Source organism: Campylobacter sp. BCW_4338 (assembly GCF_001763255.1).
GTDB lineage: Bacteria > Campylobacterota > Campylobacteria > Campylobacterales > Campylobacteraceae > Campylobacter_D > Campylobacter_D jejuni.
Window position 1 is genome coordinate 165247 of record NZ_MJYJ01000061.1, and the last position, 15544, is coordinate 180790.

General features: G+C 30.1%; 14 protein-coding genes. All 14 read right to left on the bottom strand.

The genetic code is table 11. The features are described from left to right. Window position 1: 1 nt before the first annotated feature. The 14 genes from AJN69_RS07095 to AJN69_RS07160 all read right to left on the bottom strand — a co-directional run bounded on the left by AJN69_RS07095 (window position 2) and on the right by AJN69_RS07160 (window position 15498). Entirely contained in the window at window positions 2–394 is a 393-nt protein-coding gene (locus tag AJN69_RS07095) for a chemotaxis response regulator CheY (RefSeq protein WP_032603349.1), read from the bottom strand. 112 nt (window positions 395–506) lie between these two features. Further along, window positions 507–1400, bottom strand: coding sequence for a PDC sensor domain-containing protein (locus AJN69_RS07100; protein WP_002861835.1), 894 nt, complete (start codon window positions 1398–1400; stop codon window positions 507–509). Further along, a complete protein-coding gene (gene pglF / locus AJN69_RS07105) occupies window positions 1400–3172 on the bottom strand; it encodes a UDP-N-acetylglucosamine 4,6-dehydratase (configuration-retaining) (protein ID WP_044780187.1) in 1773 nt (590 codons plus the stop codon). Before pglF ends, AJN69_RS07100 begins: the two co-directional genes overlap by 1 nt. A gap of 1 nt (window position 3173) precedes the next feature. Continuing rightward, window positions 3174–4334, bottom strand: a complete 1161-nt coding sequence (gene pglE, locus AJN69_RS07110; protein WP_044780186.1) for a UDP-N-acetylbacillosamine transaminase — start codon at window positions 4332–4334, stop codon at window positions 3174–3176. A 97-nt stretch (window positions 4335–4431) separates the two neighbouring features. Beyond that, window positions 4432–5022 carry a UDP-N-acetylbacillosamine N-acetyltransferase gene (gene pglD / locus AJN69_RS07115; protein ID WP_044780281.1) on the bottom strand — a complete coding sequence of 197 codons (591 nt, stop codon included), beginning with the start codon at window positions 5020–5022 and terminating at the stop codon, window positions 4432–4434. Then, window positions 5009–5611, bottom strand: a complete 603-nt coding sequence (gene pglC / locus AJN69_RS07120) for an undecaprenyl phosphate N,N'-diacetylbacillosamine 1-phosphate transferase (RefSeq protein ID WP_044780185.1) — start codon at window positions 5609–5611, stop codon at window positions 5009–5011. Before pglC ends, pglD begins: the two co-directional genes overlap by 14 nt. Further along, window positions 5604–6734, bottom strand: coding sequence for a N,N'-diacetylbacillosaminyl-diphospho-undecaprenol alpha-1,3-N-acetylgalactosaminyltransferase (gene pglA, locus AJN69_RS07125; RefSeq protein ID WP_044780184.1), 1131 nt, complete (start codon window positions 6732–6734; stop codon window positions 5604–5606). The genes pglC and pglA overlap by 8 nt, the downstream gene beginning before the upstream one ends. 9 nt (window positions 6735–6743) lie before the next feature. Then, on the bottom strand, window positions 6744–8885 hold the full coding sequence (gene pglB, locus AJN69_RS07130; RefSeq protein WP_044780183.1) for an undecaprenyl-diphosphooligosaccharide--protein glycotransferase: 2142 nt from the start codon (window positions 8883–8885) through the stop codon (window positions 6744–6746). A gap of 3 nt (window positions 8886–8888) precedes the next feature. Continuing rightward, window positions 8889–9986, bottom strand: coding sequence for an N-acetylgalactosamine-N,N'-diacetylbacillosaminyl-diphospho-undecaprenol 4-alpha-N-acetylgalactosaminyltransferase (gene pglJ, locus AJN69_RS07135; RefSeq protein WP_044780182.1), 1098 nt, complete (start codon window positions 9984–9986; stop codon window positions 8889–8891). After that, entirely contained in the window at window positions 9974–10903 is a 930-nt protein-coding gene (gene pglI, locus AJN69_RS07140) for a GalNAc(5)-diNAcBac-PP-undecaprenol beta-1,3-glucosyltransferase (protein WP_044780181.1), read from the bottom strand. The genes pglJ and pglI overlap by 13 nt, the downstream gene beginning before the upstream one ends. Continuing rightward, window positions 10896–11975 (bottom strand): GalNAc-alpha-(1->4)-GalNAc-alpha-(1->3)-diNAcBac-PP-undecaprenol alpha-1,4-N-acetyl-D-galactosaminyltransferase, encoded by a 1080-nt coding sequence (gene pglH / locus AJN69_RS07145; protein WP_079396366.1) that lies wholly within the window; start codon window positions 11973–11975, stop codon window positions 10896–10898. Before pglH ends, pglI begins: the two co-directional genes overlap by 8 nt. Beyond that, window positions 11972–13666 carry an ABC-type lipopolysaccharide transporter PglK gene (gene pglK / locus AJN69_RS07150; RefSeq protein WP_044780179.1) on the bottom strand — a complete coding sequence of 565 codons (1695 nt, stop codon included), beginning with the start codon at window positions 13664–13666 and terminating at the stop codon, window positions 11972–11974. The genes pglH and pglK overlap by 4 nt, the downstream gene beginning before the upstream one ends. Beyond that, a complete protein-coding gene (galE, locus tag AJN69_RS07155; RefSeq protein ID WP_044780178.1) occupies window positions 13660–14646 on the bottom strand; it encodes a UDP-glucose 4-epimerase GalE in 987 nt (328 codons plus the stop codon). The genes pglK and galE overlap by 7 nt, the downstream gene beginning before the upstream one ends. Window positions 14647–14703: 57 nt before the next feature. Beyond that, the gene (locus tag AJN69_RS07160) at window positions 14704–15498 is read right to left on the bottom strand and encodes a 3'-5' exonuclease (RefSeq protein WP_044780177.1); all 795 of its coding nucleotides are present in this window, start codon (window positions 15496–15498) and stop codon (window positions 14704–14706) included. Between the last annotated feature and the right edge of the window lie 46 nt (window positions 15499–15544).

Here is a 15544-nt window from a genome sequence, read left to right on the forward strand (position 1 = left end):
TTTACTCAGCTGCACCTTCTCCACTTCCTATTCCTAAAACATCTTCAAGCTTTTCTTTTAAAACTTGTGGAGTAAAAGGTTTTACAATATAGTTATTTACGCCAGCTTTTAAAGCAGTAATCACTTCAGCTTTTCCGCCCTCAGTTGTAACCATGATAATAGGCATATCTTCATATTTTTTCTCTGCTCTTACTTTTTTTACCAACTCCAAGCCATTCATTTCTGGCATATTCCAATCTGTAATTAAAACTTTTACATCTTCATTTTTAGTTAATAAATCCCAAGCTTCAACGCCATGCTCGGCTTCTAAAACATCATCGTGTCCAAGTCTTGTTAGGGTATTTTTAATAATCCTTCTCATAGTAGAACTGTCATCAACAACTAACAATTTCACAATTTCGTCCTTTCAAAGTTTTTATAGTTTTATTTTACCCTTTTTAGCCTTATTAATCAAGCTAAAAAATTTTAAAAAATAGCATTATATCATCTTTTATTTAAAATTTTACTCAAATATTATTATTTTTATACTTAACCGTAAATAAATATACACTTAAACCTAAAAGAAGCAAGCTTACTCCACCGATAAGATAAATCGCATAAATCATCTGAGAAAAATCACCAATAGCAAGTTTAAATACCAACATCAAAGCTTCTATAGCCAAAGCAATGATAATAGAACCTAAAAATCTCACCATAGTTTTTTGAATTCCGCCTTCTTCTTTTTTTGTTTTTCCTAATACTTCTTGTTCGATCAAAGTTTTTGCCAAATCGAAAATAGCTAAAGCTAAAGTTATAGCAATAGTACTTTCAAACATATGTTCTATACCTATAGCTTGATTATCAAAAAGACTAAAAAAACCTTTTTGAAATAAAAAGCAAGTAATCACAAATAAAACCAGTGCGAAACAAAAATATACCAAACGACTAAATTGAGTAAAAACAAACTCAAATTTTCCTGCTTGAATAATCCTTAAAATATCTTCAAGCTTGATATCGATACAAACAACAAAAAGCAAGTTATTTTTATCATCGTAAATTGGCATAGAAGCTGTCACGCAAAGTTCGTTGTTTAAAACCGAAGGATAAGGATCGCTTAAAACGCATCGTCTTAATTTTACAGCTCTATAAAAATAAGAACGAGTACTTCTATCCTCACCCTGCCCTATTTCATGAGCCTTATTTAAGGAAATTGCATTTTCTATTTGCATGCCTGAAATATCTAAAATATACAAAGCATCAAAAACAACAACTTCATGAGCTATTTTATCTAAAGCTGTTTTAATCGTTTCAAGGTGAATGTCAGGAAGTTTATTAGGTAAATTTCTTGTTAAAATATAACTCATATAAGCTCTAGCGCGATAGCGATTATCTTCAAATCTTTGTATATCTTTTATATACATTATACACCTTCTTTATTGTGTTTAAATTCAGGCACAATCTTTAATAAAGCTTCTGAAATATCTTCACATATTTGTAAATTTTCTATCTCTTTATTAAGCCAATCAAGATCAACCTTTTCATTCTTTGCTACAAAAATACTCTCATATTGCGTTTTAGCATCATTTTCATCAATCAAAAGCTCTTCATAAAGCTTCTCGCCTTTTCTTAAGCCTGTGATTTTAATTTCTAAATCATTACGATTAGAAAGTAAAAGCATTTTTTTAGCTAAATCTATGATTTTTACAGGCTTACCCATATCCAAAACAAAAAGTTCTCCCCCTTTTGCAATAGCTCCAGCTTGTAAAACAAGTTGCACTGCCTCAGCCACAAGCATAAAATAACGCACTATATCAGGGTGTGTTAAAGTTAAAGGCTCATTATTGGCAATTTGTGCTTTAAATTTCGGTATCACACTACCACTAGAACCTAAAACATTACCAAAACGCACACAAGCAACTTCAAAATTTTTATCACTCATACTTAAAGTATAAAGCTCGCAAACTCTCTTAGTGCAACCCATAATATTTGTTGGTCGCACTGCTTTATCTGTACTTATCATCACAAATTTAGCTACTTTATTTTCTTTAGCACTATCGCATAAAATTTTAGTTCCTAAAATATTATTAATTACTGCTGAATGTGGATTTTGTTCGCAAAGAGGCACATGTTTATAAGCGGCTGCATGTAAAATAAGCTCAGGTTTATAAGTTTTTAATACCTCATCTAAACTTTGCTTATCTAAAATACTTAACAAAATAGGAGTAATTTTTTCTTTATATAAATTTAAATCATCATTGATTTTATAAAGATTATACTCACTATGATCAACCATGATAAGATGCTTAGCGCCAAATTTAATACATTGCTTACAAAGTTCACTGCCTATAGTTCCACCTGCTCCACTTACCAAAACTACCTTGTCTTTTAAAAAAGCCGCCACAGCACTATCGTCTAAATCTTTTGGTTTTCTAGCAAGCAAGTCTTCTATACTGATATCTCTTGCTTCATTTCTTGTAAAAGAAAATATTTTTACATCGCAAATACCATAAGCTACAAGTTCTTCAAAAAGTTTTTTAAGCTCTTCTTGTTCAAGTCTTAAAGCAATAATGGCAGTTTTTACCCCTTGTTCTACATAAGATTTTATTTTTTCTTTTTCTTCTACAATAAATTTATCACAATAAGTCCCTATAAGCTCTTTCCTCGCATCAACTACACCCACAGGAAAAAGTCCTAAAGAACCTTCTTTTGCGCCTTTTAACAAATGCAAAGCCTTAGAAGTTGCCCCTACTACAACACAAGGAGTTTCTTCTTCTTTCATTTTAGAAGGTTTAAAATCCACAAGCATTCTTTTGCTAATTCTTAAAGTACCTATAAACATATAAGAAAGAACAAAATCTATCACAATAGCACTTCTTGGAAAAGGATTAAAAAAATCACTAAAAAAATAAAAAATAAGAAAAAAACAAAACTCAGCTAAAAGCAAAGCAATAAAAATTTTTCTTGCTTCATTGAGAGAAAAAAATCTCCAAGCTACTTTATAAATTCTAAAAACAAACAAAAATGAAAGTTTTAAAACAAGCAAAATAATAGCAGAAATCATCATACCATGATAAAAAATACTCGGAATATCTCCACTAAATCTCAAAGAAAAAGCCAGATAAACGCTAAGTAAAATTAAAACAATATCTGAAGTTAAAAAAAATGCTAATCTTTTGCTTTTATAAAAAATCATTTTAAGCCTTTATGCTCTTTAAGATCAGTTTTGAAATTTGATAAACATCATCTTTACTCATCGCCGTGCCACTTGGCAAACAAATTCCTTTTTGGAAAAATAACTCACTATTGCCATTAAGATAAGCCTTAGCTCCTTTAAATACTTCTTGAGTGTGCATAGCTTTCCATAATGGTCTTGTTTCTATTTGTTCATTTTTCAAATCTTCTATGAGTTTTGAAATTTTTGGATGCAAAGCGATATTTTTTTGACTGATATTTATATCTTTTTGACAAGCATTAAGTTCATTTTTATCAAAATCAATCAAAGCTGTACTTAACCAGCGATTACTTCTTGAATTTTCTAATTCATCTAAAAAGCTAAAATGCTCTCCTAAAAATTCTTTATACCACTCATAAATTTCTCTTTTTTTAAGCACTCTTTGTTCTAAAACCTCCATTTGTGCTACGCCAATAGCTCCTAAAACATTGCTTAAACGGTAATTATAACCATAATCTAAATGTTCATAATGCAAACAATTTTCCCTTGCTTGAGTGCTATAAAATCTTGCTTTTTCAATCTTTTCTTTATTTTTTCCTATAAGCATACCTCCACCTGAAGTGGTGATGATTTTATTGCCATTATAAGAATAAGCTCCAAATTCTCCAAAAGTTCCTAAGGCTTTATTCTTATAAAAACTTCCTAAAGCTTCGGCAGCATCTTCGATTAAAACAATTTCATTTTCTTTGCAAATTTCAACAATTTCATCCATTTTAGCCGCATTGCCATAAAGATGAGTTAAAATCAATGCTTTTGGTTTTTTTTCACATTCTTTAATGGCAAGTTTTAACAAATCTACATCGATATTATAAGTTTCATCACAATCTATAAATACAGGTTTTGCTTTAAGATAACAAATAGGTACTACTGAAGCGATAAAAGTAAAAGAAGAAGCCAAAACGATATCATCTTGTTTTATCCCTGCAACCCTTAAGGCTAAATGTAAAGCCGCTGTGGCTGAATTTAAAGCTAAGGCATTTTCGCTTTTACTATAATCTTTTACACTTTGTTCAAAGCGATTTACAAATTCACCCAAAGGTGCTATATAATTACTTTTGAAAACTTCTTCTATGTATTTTAATTCATTGCCGCCCATATGCGGAGGAGAAAGAAAAAATCTCATGATTTATCCTTTGTGTAAAACAAAATTTTTATAAATTGACTCTATTTTACCTAAAAAAATTTACAAAGAATCAAACAAAAATCTTTTTATAATCATTTTATATTTTTCTTTTTGCAGGCACTCCCACAAAAACACCTTTTTCATCTTGATTTTTAACTAAAGTTGCTCCACCACCTAAAATACTATCATCTGCTAAGCTTAAATTAGGCAAAACACAAGAATTAATCCCTAAAAAACAATTTTTACCGATTTTTACATTACCCGCACATTTAGCCCCTACGCTTACATGAGAAAATTCCCCTATCATGCATTCATGCTCAATCACACTTGAAGTATTTAAAATCACGCCTTTTTCTATTTTGGCTTTAGCGTTAACTACTACATAAGGCATGATTAAAATCCCTGCATTTTCTTCCACACTTGCACTAGGACTTATAAGCGCGCTTTTATGGATAAGATTAACAATTTTAAAGCCATTTTCTAAAATTTTTTGATAAATCTTTTTTCGAATTTCATTGTTTCCTATGGCTATAAAAATATCATATTTTGGCAAGGTGCTTTCAAATTTCATTCCTTTAAAATCATCTAAAAAAATACATTCTTTATAGCCCATATTTTTAGCCACATCTTCACAAACAAGCCCATGACCACTAGCACCATAAATATAAATTTTTTCAGTTCTTGCCATTAAATTTCTCTGTTGTAACATAACCTTCTTTGCTTACCCCGCTTCGTTTTAAAACCTTTAAGGCTGTTAAAAACATGATTTTTAAATCAAGTAAAAAAGAAATATTTTTCACATAATACACATCAAGCTCGAATTTTTTCTGCCAAGAAATAGCATTTCTTCCATTTACCTGCGCCCATCCTGTTATACCTGGACGCACTTTATGACGCAATTTTTGCTCTTCATTATAAAGAGATAAATACTCAACCAAAAGAGGTCTAGGTCCAACAAAACTCATATCCCCTTTTAAGACATTAAAAAGTTGCAAAAGCTCATCCAAACTTAAGCTTCTAACAATTTTTCCAAAAGCTTTCAAACGCAATTCATCGCTTAATAACTCACCCTTTTCATCTCTTTCATCGCTCATGGTTTTAAATTTATAAATTTTAAAAATTTTTTCATCTAAACCAGGGCGATTTTGGGTAAAAAACACACTTCCTTGAGTGATTTTTAAAAGTAAAGCAGTGAGTAAAATCACCGGAGAAAAAAGCACTAAAAGCACTAAAGCTAAAATAAAATCAAAAATTCTTTTAAAAACTTTTTCATACATTCTTAATTACCCTATCATAAAGTTTTAAATAACGCTGTGCGATATTATTTTCATCGTATTGTAAAGCATCTTGGGCGGCATTTTTAGCTAAATTTAATCTTAATTTTTCATCTTCTAATAAAAGTGAAATTTTTTCGCTTAAATCCTTGGCATCTTTTGTTTTTGCCCAAAGTCCATCATAAGCATTAGAAATAGCCTCCACACAACCTTCACAATCACTCACCACTATAGCCTTACCACAAGCTTTTGCCTCCAAAACACTTACAGGAAAGCCTTCTTTATAGCTTGGTAAAACAAAAATATCACAATTTTGTAAAAGCTCGACTATATCACTTCTAGCACCCAAATAATGCACCACGCCAGAGTTTAAAAACTCCAAACTTGCACAAGAAGGATTTTCATCTCTTCCACCAACTAAAACAAAATTTGCCTTGTCTTTTAGCATAGCAGCACTTTCATAAAATTCTTTTACACCTTTATGCCATAAAGCTCTTGCTATCATAAGCACAATGGGTTTTTTATCTATGTTTAAATTTTTCCAAAAAAGCTCTTTTTTTTCCGATTCTACATAAATAGGAAAAAATTTTTTTAAATTGATCCCTACAGATTTTATCACGCAAATTTTATTTTCTTTAAGTCCTAAATTCCGCATAAACTCAGCATTACTTTCATTGACAAAAATGAACTGGTGTGCAAATTTAAAACTTAATTTATAAAGATTATTAATAACAAAACGCACTAAATTTGCCTTAAAACCTTGATCTATATAAAAAGAACCCAAGCCTTCTACCAAAGCAAAACGATAAGGAATTTTTGCCCATTTTGCTGCTAAAATTCCAAAGGTATTGCTTTTATGTGCCGCACTTTGAATAAGATCAAGATTTAAATTTTTCAAAACCTTAGCAAGATAAAAAAAATTCTTTAAAACCACAAAAGGATTTAAGCTAGCTCTTGAAAGCTCATAAACAATTACTTTTAAGCCAAGATCTCTAAGTTTTTGCGTGTATTCATCTTGTGGCACTATAACAAAAACTTCATCTTTTCTATCTTTTAATGCTTTTATAATAGGCATTCTAAAATGATAAATACTTGCTCCTGCATGTGATAAAAATCCTATTCTCATTTTCAACCCTTAAATTTTAAGTTTAAAAACCTTAGCATCTCTAGAATTAATCACCAAGTCAAATAAATTCTTATCATAATTTCCTAAAAAAAACATTTGCACATAAGCACTATTAAACATGGTTTTATCCATTAAAATAAATTGTGCGTAAGGAATAGCACTATCCTTTAAATAAAAAATATAAAACTGAGCCTTATCATCGATTGGAGTGATTTTATATTCACCTTGTTTAATAGAATTAATCTCTACGATACTATTTACAGAAACCACATTATCACCTATTTTAAAACTTCTAAAATCATCGCTTAAAACCACTCCATTGCTAAGATAAATTTCTCCATTTTTAACATCAAGTGGATAAGCTGTGCTAAAGGTAAAAGGTTTATCCAAAACTCCTGTATCTAAATTAATAAAAGAAAAACTAGCCACCGTAGAAAAAATCAAAGACATTCTAGCGGGCATATAAAGATAAATATCACGAGTTTTTGGTGTATCGATTTTAAAATCAGGTTTTGATAATGAAGCTAGAAACAAATCCACATTACTTTGATTATAATCTTTCATCATGGCTTGCAAAATGTCTGTTTTTAAAATATCATTTTGCGGAGCATAAAAGCTTTTTTCTGTATATTCTACACTAAGTCTTGCCATATTAGCTGCAGCTTGTTCATCTTTGCTTAAAGCAAAAGAAGGGAAAAAATTATCCTTACCTAAATGCTTTCCACCATCTACTAAAGTTTTCACATCGCTATAATAACGCACAGGATAACCATAATCCCACCAAGTTACCACATAATCTTCTCTATTGGCTATATTCTTTAATTGATTTAATAATGATGCTTCATTTTGAGAAAAAACTGTTGGTGCTTTATAGTTGTAAATATGGATAAATACTGGAGCTAAAGTCAAAATAGTTGCAAAAACAATACAAACATTTGAAGTTAATTGGCTATATTTTTTAACCAATATAGCCTTAAACTCGCTCAATAAAAAACCAAATCCTAAGGCCATTACAGGTACAGAATAAATGGTAAATCTAAGCCCCCCTTTTAAGGCTAAAAACCCGAGCACCAATATAGGTAAAGCCATAATCATACTTTTATGTTTTCTCAAAAGCCATACAAAACCAAACAAAGAAAACAAGAAAACAATTTCACTACCACTAATTCTTCGCATAAATTCGCTAAGATCTACATTTTCAACTTCTTGTATGGTTTGATTGACATTAAAATACATAAAGCCCTGTGTTAAATTCGCACTTTCATCACTTCTAAAAATATAAAATTTAAGCTGATAAAGTATAGGATCAACCCCACCGCTTAAAATCAAAAATATCAAAGTTGCACTACCTAAAATTCCTATAATCATAAAATTTAAGCGTTTTTGCTCTAAGGCGAATAAAGCAAAAAGTATTACTATAATGGCACTTTGATAAAACCATGCTATATTTGAAAGAGTAAGAGAAGACAAAATCACAGCTATATAAAAAATCTTTTCTTTTCTATGAAAAATAAGTGTATAAATTAAAAAAAGTCCAATTAAAGCTACATTTAAAGTATAACTTGAAGGATACCACCAAAGATAAATTCCTATAAATAACGGCAAGGCAATCAATGAAAAAAAGTCTTTTTTTAAAATCATTCTTACCATAAAAAATAAAATAAACATAGGCAAAACAATTACCAGCATATCCGTATCATAATACCCGCTCATAGTGCGATTATAATAACTGTTTGCTATGCTTGCTAAAAAAGCAGCTACAAAGCCCATTAAAGGACGTTTGTATTCATTAGCTAGCAAAATAATAGGAATCACCACCAAAGAAGATAAAAAAGTACTCATATATAAAATGATACTTTCAAAAGAAAAAGGTGTGACTTTATAAAGCCAATAAGTAAGCGCGGATAAAGAAGATCCATAATAACTCAAATCATTAGGCTGATGAAAACCTGCTATCATATCTCTTGCGCCCTCAGCAAAGGCATAGCCATCGTTTGAAATGATCATTAATTGATTATTGAAAAAATACTCATTAAACTCACTTGCCCACCAAACCCAATAAAACCTGCAAAATACACTAAAAACATAAGCTAATATAATCATCACAAATAAAACTAAATAAGGGTTTTTTAAATACTCTTTTTTCAACATCTTCTATCCTAATAAATATTTCAAAGCATCGCGTGCAATTTTTACTTTATCAAAGGCCTTAGCCCTAGTTTTAGCCTTATTTTTATACGCTTTTCTTAATTTATCGTCTTCAAGCATAGTTTTTAAACCCTGAAACATGGAGTTTTCATTATCTACTTCTACTAAAAGTCCAAATTCATCATCGCCAAAAAGCTCTCTTGCGCCACTTTTATGATCAGTGCAAACCACCGCACAAGAACAAGCTAAGCTTTCAATTAAAACATTTGAAAAGCCTTCAAATACAGAAGCAAAAGCAAAAAATTCGCATTTAGCCATGTATTTATAAGGATTATTATCAAATCCTAAAAGCAAAACCTTTTCTTCTAAATTTAACTCTTTAATCAAAGCTAAAAGCTCATCTTTAAGCACACCTTCACCTAAAATCACAAGCTTTAAATCTGTTTTCAATCTCGCATAAGCACGAATTAATAAAGCATGATTTTTACCTTTATCAAGTCTGCCTACACTTAAAATAAATTTATCTTTTAAAGCTATGTCTTCAAGGGCTTTTTGCTCTATGTTTTCTAAATCGATGGCATTGTACAAAATTTCACATTTTTTTGGATTTATACTAAAATTTTGCACTAAATCTTCTAAATTTCCCTTAGAATTAGGCAAGATTAAATCAGCTTTTGGGTAAAGCAAAGAAATTAAAAATTTATTTGCCAAAGAATTAAAATTATTTTTCGCATACATCACACTTGGCGTAGTGCATTCATTGATCACAAGGCGAGTTTTATTTCCAAACATTCTTGCCATTAAAGCTATATAATTAGGTCGATTTAAAAAAACAAATTCTGTATCAATGCCTAAATTTCTGCAAAGTTTTTTGTATTTTAAAGCCAAAAAAGGTAATTTTAAAAATTTCAAAATAGGATTTTCACTAGGTTTTGAATATTCTAAAAAATGAATTTGACACTCTGGAATTTCATAAGAAATTTTATCATTCATCAAGATCAAATGCACTTCAAATTTCAAACTTAAAATAGGCAATAAAGTCGCCACAACTCTTTCAGCACCACCACTTCCTAAAGAATAAATAAAAATTCCTAATTTTTGCATAAAGCCACCCGAATTTTCGATAATTTTTCAATCATATTATTTGGAATTATACTTAAAATGAGTAATATCAAAGCAGGAGCGTTGATTTTTATACTCAGGCTTTTAAACAAACATTTATAAAGAGCTTTATAATTTTTTGCAAGTTTTGCATAATAAGCTGCCATTTTATAATAACTCGCACAAGTTTTTTTATAATCTTTATCCTTACTCATTCTAAGTTCATTTTCTAAAATTTTAGCAAGCTCTAAATATCCCAAATACACCCTATAAGCATTTTTACTCGCCCCTAAAGTCACGCTATCTTGCCTAAAAATCCTATAAATCCTAAAAGCCTTATGAATATAAAAACTTTTTTCCTTGTATAAATTTACCCAAAGCGTGGCTTCATTGCCATAAAATTCTTCATTAAAACGCTTGTTTTCAAGTAGAGATTTTTTAAAAACAGAAAAAAACTCTCCGCTAAATTTAGCCATTAAAAAATCTTTTTTAGAAATTTCGCTATCTTTTTCCAAACCCTTGCCGCTAAATTCCTTGCTTAAATTTCCTTCTTTTTCTATCAAACAATTTCCAAAAACATGAGCATAACCTTCGTTTGCTTTTTGCATTAAGATGCCTAAAGCCCCAGATAAAAGTTCATCATCATCATCTAAAAAAGTTACAAACTCGCCACTTGCTTGATCTAAGCCATTATTTTTATTGCCATTTGGACCTTGTTTGTAGTTTTGATTTAAAAAATACTTAATGCGATCATCATTTTTTTGTAAATTTTGCACCACACTTTTAGTATCATCGCTAGAATTATCATCGCTTATAATAATTTCTAAATCTTTAAAATCTTGATTTTGTATGCTTTTAATAGCCTTTTCTAACAAAACTTGACGATTAAAAGTTGGTACTATAACAGAAAGTTTAGGCATTTTTAACCTCGACTATAAGCTTAAGCCATTCTTCTTTGATATGAGAAATTTCAAAATCTTTACACCTTTGTTTGGCATTATTTACAAGTTCTTTTCTAAAATTTTCATCATTTAAAACAAGTTCGAGTTTTTTAGCAAGTGCTATTTCATCATCACAACCTACCAAAAGCCCGTCATGATTATCTTTGATCAAATCCTTAGCACCATTATAATAAGAACTTGAAATTCTACAAACCTCAAAATACAAACTTTCAATTAAAACCGTTGGCAAACCCTCTACAAAAGAACAAAGGCAAAGCGCTTTTGCTTTTTCATAAAGAGCCTTGACATTTTCAACGCGTCCTAAAAAATCAACTTTTATTCCTAAAGATTTTACCTTGTATTCAAGTTCTTGCCTTAACTCTCCATCTCCTGCTATAACAAATTTATAATTTTCTTGCAAATTTTTATCCAAATGCGCTATAGCTTTTAAAAACATTGCAGGGTTTTTGTTGTGATCTAAACGCCCTATAAAAAGAACTACATTTTCTTTTTCAAAACTAGAATCAAAAGGAATTTCTTCGCTAAAATGGCAAGGGTTTAATAAAAGCTTAACCCTTTTTACAAATCTTTCATAATACACCTTATCACTGCTTCCAAGCACACTTAAAGCATCACAAAAAGGATAACTTACCCTTCTTAAAAAACGCCAAATTTTAGGTTTTAAATACGCTTCATTACTATGCTCACTTATAATGAGTGGAGTTTTAAGCCCTATTTTCGCAGCAATACAAGCAATATTAGTCGTATCCAAAAAAGAAATAAAAACATCAGCCTTACTTTCTTTCAAAGCCTTTCTTAAAGCAAAAAATTTCTTAAAACGACTTGCGATTTTATGATAAAGTGTGTCAAATCTAAATTGTTCTAAACTTGTAACTTTAACTTCATTTTCAAGCTTATAAAAAGATTCTCCTGCATGAAATTTAATAATACTTACTTCATGCTCTTTACAAAGTGCATTAGCTAAGGTTACTAAAACACGCTCAGCGCCTCCTGAATTTAAAGTTGCGATAATAAAGCTTATTTTCATCATTTCTCCTCTTTAAGCTTACCGTGTTCTAAACGATAAACCTTATCACATTGCGTTATCGTAGAAAGGCGATGTGCGATAATAATCATGGTTTTATCTTTAGAAATTTTATAAATTTCATCCATGATTTTTGCTTCACTTTGAGTATCAAGCGCAGAAGTTGCTTCATCGAGCACTAAAATTTCAGGCTCTAGATATAAAGCTCTTGCTATAGCTATGCGTTGTTTTTGTCCCCCGCTTAAATTACTCCCCCCATCACCTACTTTTGTTTGCACTCCTTGAGGTAAATTTTTTATAAAATGCTCTAAATTTGCTTGTTTGATAACCTTACTAAGTTTTTCTTCATCAACCGCATCTCCAAAAGTGATATTTTTAGCTATGCTGTCATTAAAAAGATAAATATTTTGCGGGATATAACCTATTTTTTGGCGATAATTTTTTGCATTACTTGCATTTAACTCTTGCTTATCAATTAAAATTTGCCCTTCTTTTGGTTTTAAAAGTCCTATGATAAGATCTACTAAGGTACTTTTTCCACAACCACTCTCCCCTATAAAAGCGATTTTTTCGCCTTTTTTAATGTTTAAATTAAGATTTTTAAATAAATGTTTTTTTCCCTCATAACCAAAGCTAAGATTGCAAATTTTAAGCTCTTGATTAAAGCTTAATTTTTCCTCGCCCAAATTTTCTTCTTCTTGTCTTAAATTTTGATAAATAATATCCAAAGAAGAGTGATAATAAAGCAAATCATGATAACTTGTGATAATACGATTTGCGCTTGGCATTAAGCGATAAAGCGCTAAAACAAAAATAGAAATCGTGGATAAAATACCTGAAATATCACTTTCATTTTTCAAAACCAAAAATACCACGATAAAAACAAGTACGCAAAAACCTATTCCTTCAAGATAAATTCTAGGCACTGCAGCTACGCTTTCATTGGTAATATTTGCTTTAGAAAAAGCTTCACTTTGTGCTTTAAACAAGCTTAACACTCCATCTTCTTTAGTTTTAAGCTTGATAAATTTGAAATTGTTTAAATTTGTATTTAAAATTTCGAAGAAATTTTTCATCGCTTCTTCACGTTTTAGTCCTGCTTTTTTAATGATAGGACTTAAAATTTTCACTAAAATAAAGGCATTTAACACCATAAAAATACTCAAAAATAAAGTGATTTTATAGTTAATCAAAAGCATTAAAGCATAAAGCAAAAGCACTACAAAAATTTCACTCATCAAAAGTAAAAATGATGAAATCATAGTGCTTAGATTATAAACTTCTCCTGTAATGGACTTTAAAATTTCAGATTGATTTTTTTGAGTAAATTTTTCATAATTAATATTTAAAAATTTAGAAAAAACCTTATAAGCAATCGCGTGATAACGCCCTTTAGAAAATCTTGCCAAAAGATGAAAATAATACGCATTTAACAAAGCTCTAAACACATAAAAAACAATAAGCCCCACTCCAAAATAAACAATGATTTCAAAAACAGGGATATTAAGATATTCTTTTAGGCTGATTAAATATTTATTGCGATCAAAATAAGAAAAATCACTAGCCAAAGTGATAAAAGGCATTACCAAAGAAATTGAAAAAGTTTCTATAAAAGAAACAAATACTGAAAAAACAAGCAAGAAAAATAAAAAATTTTTATCTTCCTTGCTTAAAATAAAAAAAAGTTTTTTTAACACTGTTTTTCCCAATCAAAAGCAGATTTACAAATAAGCTCTAAATCATCATATTTAGGCTGCCAAGAAGTAAGATTTCTGATTTTACTTGCATCAGAAATCAACACACTAGGATCGCCCGCACGGCGTGGGGCAAGTTCTACTTTAAAATCCGCTCCGCTAACTTTTTTCATCGCTTCAATCACTTCTTTTACACTAAAACCATGTCCATAACCTACATTAAAAACATTACTTTCATTCTCTTTTAAATAATCCAAAGCTGCTAAATGCGCGCTTGAAATATCATCTACATGGATAAAATCTCTTATGCAAGTACCATCTTTTGTATCATAATCATCGCCAAATATGAAAAGTTTTTCACGTTTTCCTGCGGCACATTCAGCTGCAACTTTTATAAGCAAAGTCGCTTTTGGATAGCGTTGTCCTAAAGTATAATCCATACAAGCACCTGCAACATTAAAATATCTTAAAATACAATGCTTAAATTCAGGATTTGCCATACTTGCATCACGCAAAACTTCTTCGCTCATAAGCTTACTACGACCATAAGGATTAATAGGTGCTAAAGGACTTGTTTCGCTCACAACAGGAGTTTGTGGTTCGCCATAAGTGGCTGCCGTTGAAGAAAATATAAATTTATTCACTCCAGTTTGCAAACAAGTTTCGATGAGATTTGTTGTATTAACAGTGTTGTTCATATAATATTTTAAAGGATTTTGCATACTTTCAAAAACTTCAATGCTCGCTGCAAAATGCACAATAGCGTCAAATTTTTCTCTCTCAAACAATGCTTTTACGCCTTGAAAATCACTTAAATCTTGTTCAAAAAATTTAAAAGCTCTTATTTTTTGCAAATCTTCTATTGCGATTTTAGAGCCCTTAGAAAGATTATCTAAAACACAAATTTCATGATCTGTTTTTAAAAATTGTCTTAAAGTATGAGAACCTATATAACCTGCGCCACCGCTAATAAGAATTTTCATCATCATTCCTTTTTTTAAAAATGTCAAAAATAAATTTTAATATATTTTCTTAAATACTTAAGATTGAACTTTTGAAATTTCATTCTCACAAGCTTTTGCAAAAACTTCTGCATAAGAACGATCTGATTTTTTTGCACGCAAAAAATCTCTCATATAAGAAAGAAAATCAACATAATCTTCTTCACTAACATTACCTTTAATAAGTTCATATTTTAAAAAAAGCATATAGGTGTTTAAAACATCACTTTCACAATATTCGTGAATTTTTTCAAGTTCATTTTCATAAAAAAGTTTCATTACCTCATCGCCATGTACATCATATTTTCCTGGCAAACCCACCATAGAACAAAGTGTATCAAGCTTTATTCCACGCCCATTAGAACCTAAGGATTCCAATAAATCACAATGTTTTAATTCTGAAAATCTTGTTTTATAATTATTCCATTTATCACTTTGGGTATCTAAATAAGTTGCTGCTTTTAAATTGTATTTTAAAGCCCTTAAAACAAGAACAGGCATATCGAAATTTTTACCATTAAAACTGACTAATTTTGGCTCATAATTTTCTATAAAATTAAAAAAATTCTCAATCATTTCTTTTTCATTTTGCCCATCAATTTTATTTACTTTGATAAATTTTCCAAAATTATCGCTTAAAACCGCACAAATACTGATGATTTTATGATAAGGCAAAGGCAAAAACTCACTTCCGCTTTGTTCTTTTTGCCACTGAAGTGCTTTTAAACTTACCTCTAAATCACTTCCTTCAAAACCTAAAGTTTTGCGGATAAGCTCAACATCTGGCACACTCTCACAATCAAAAACACAAATATAACCTTCATTTTTTGCCATTTTTAACCTTTTTTTAAATAATTTCGCTAAAATCATAGCAAAAATT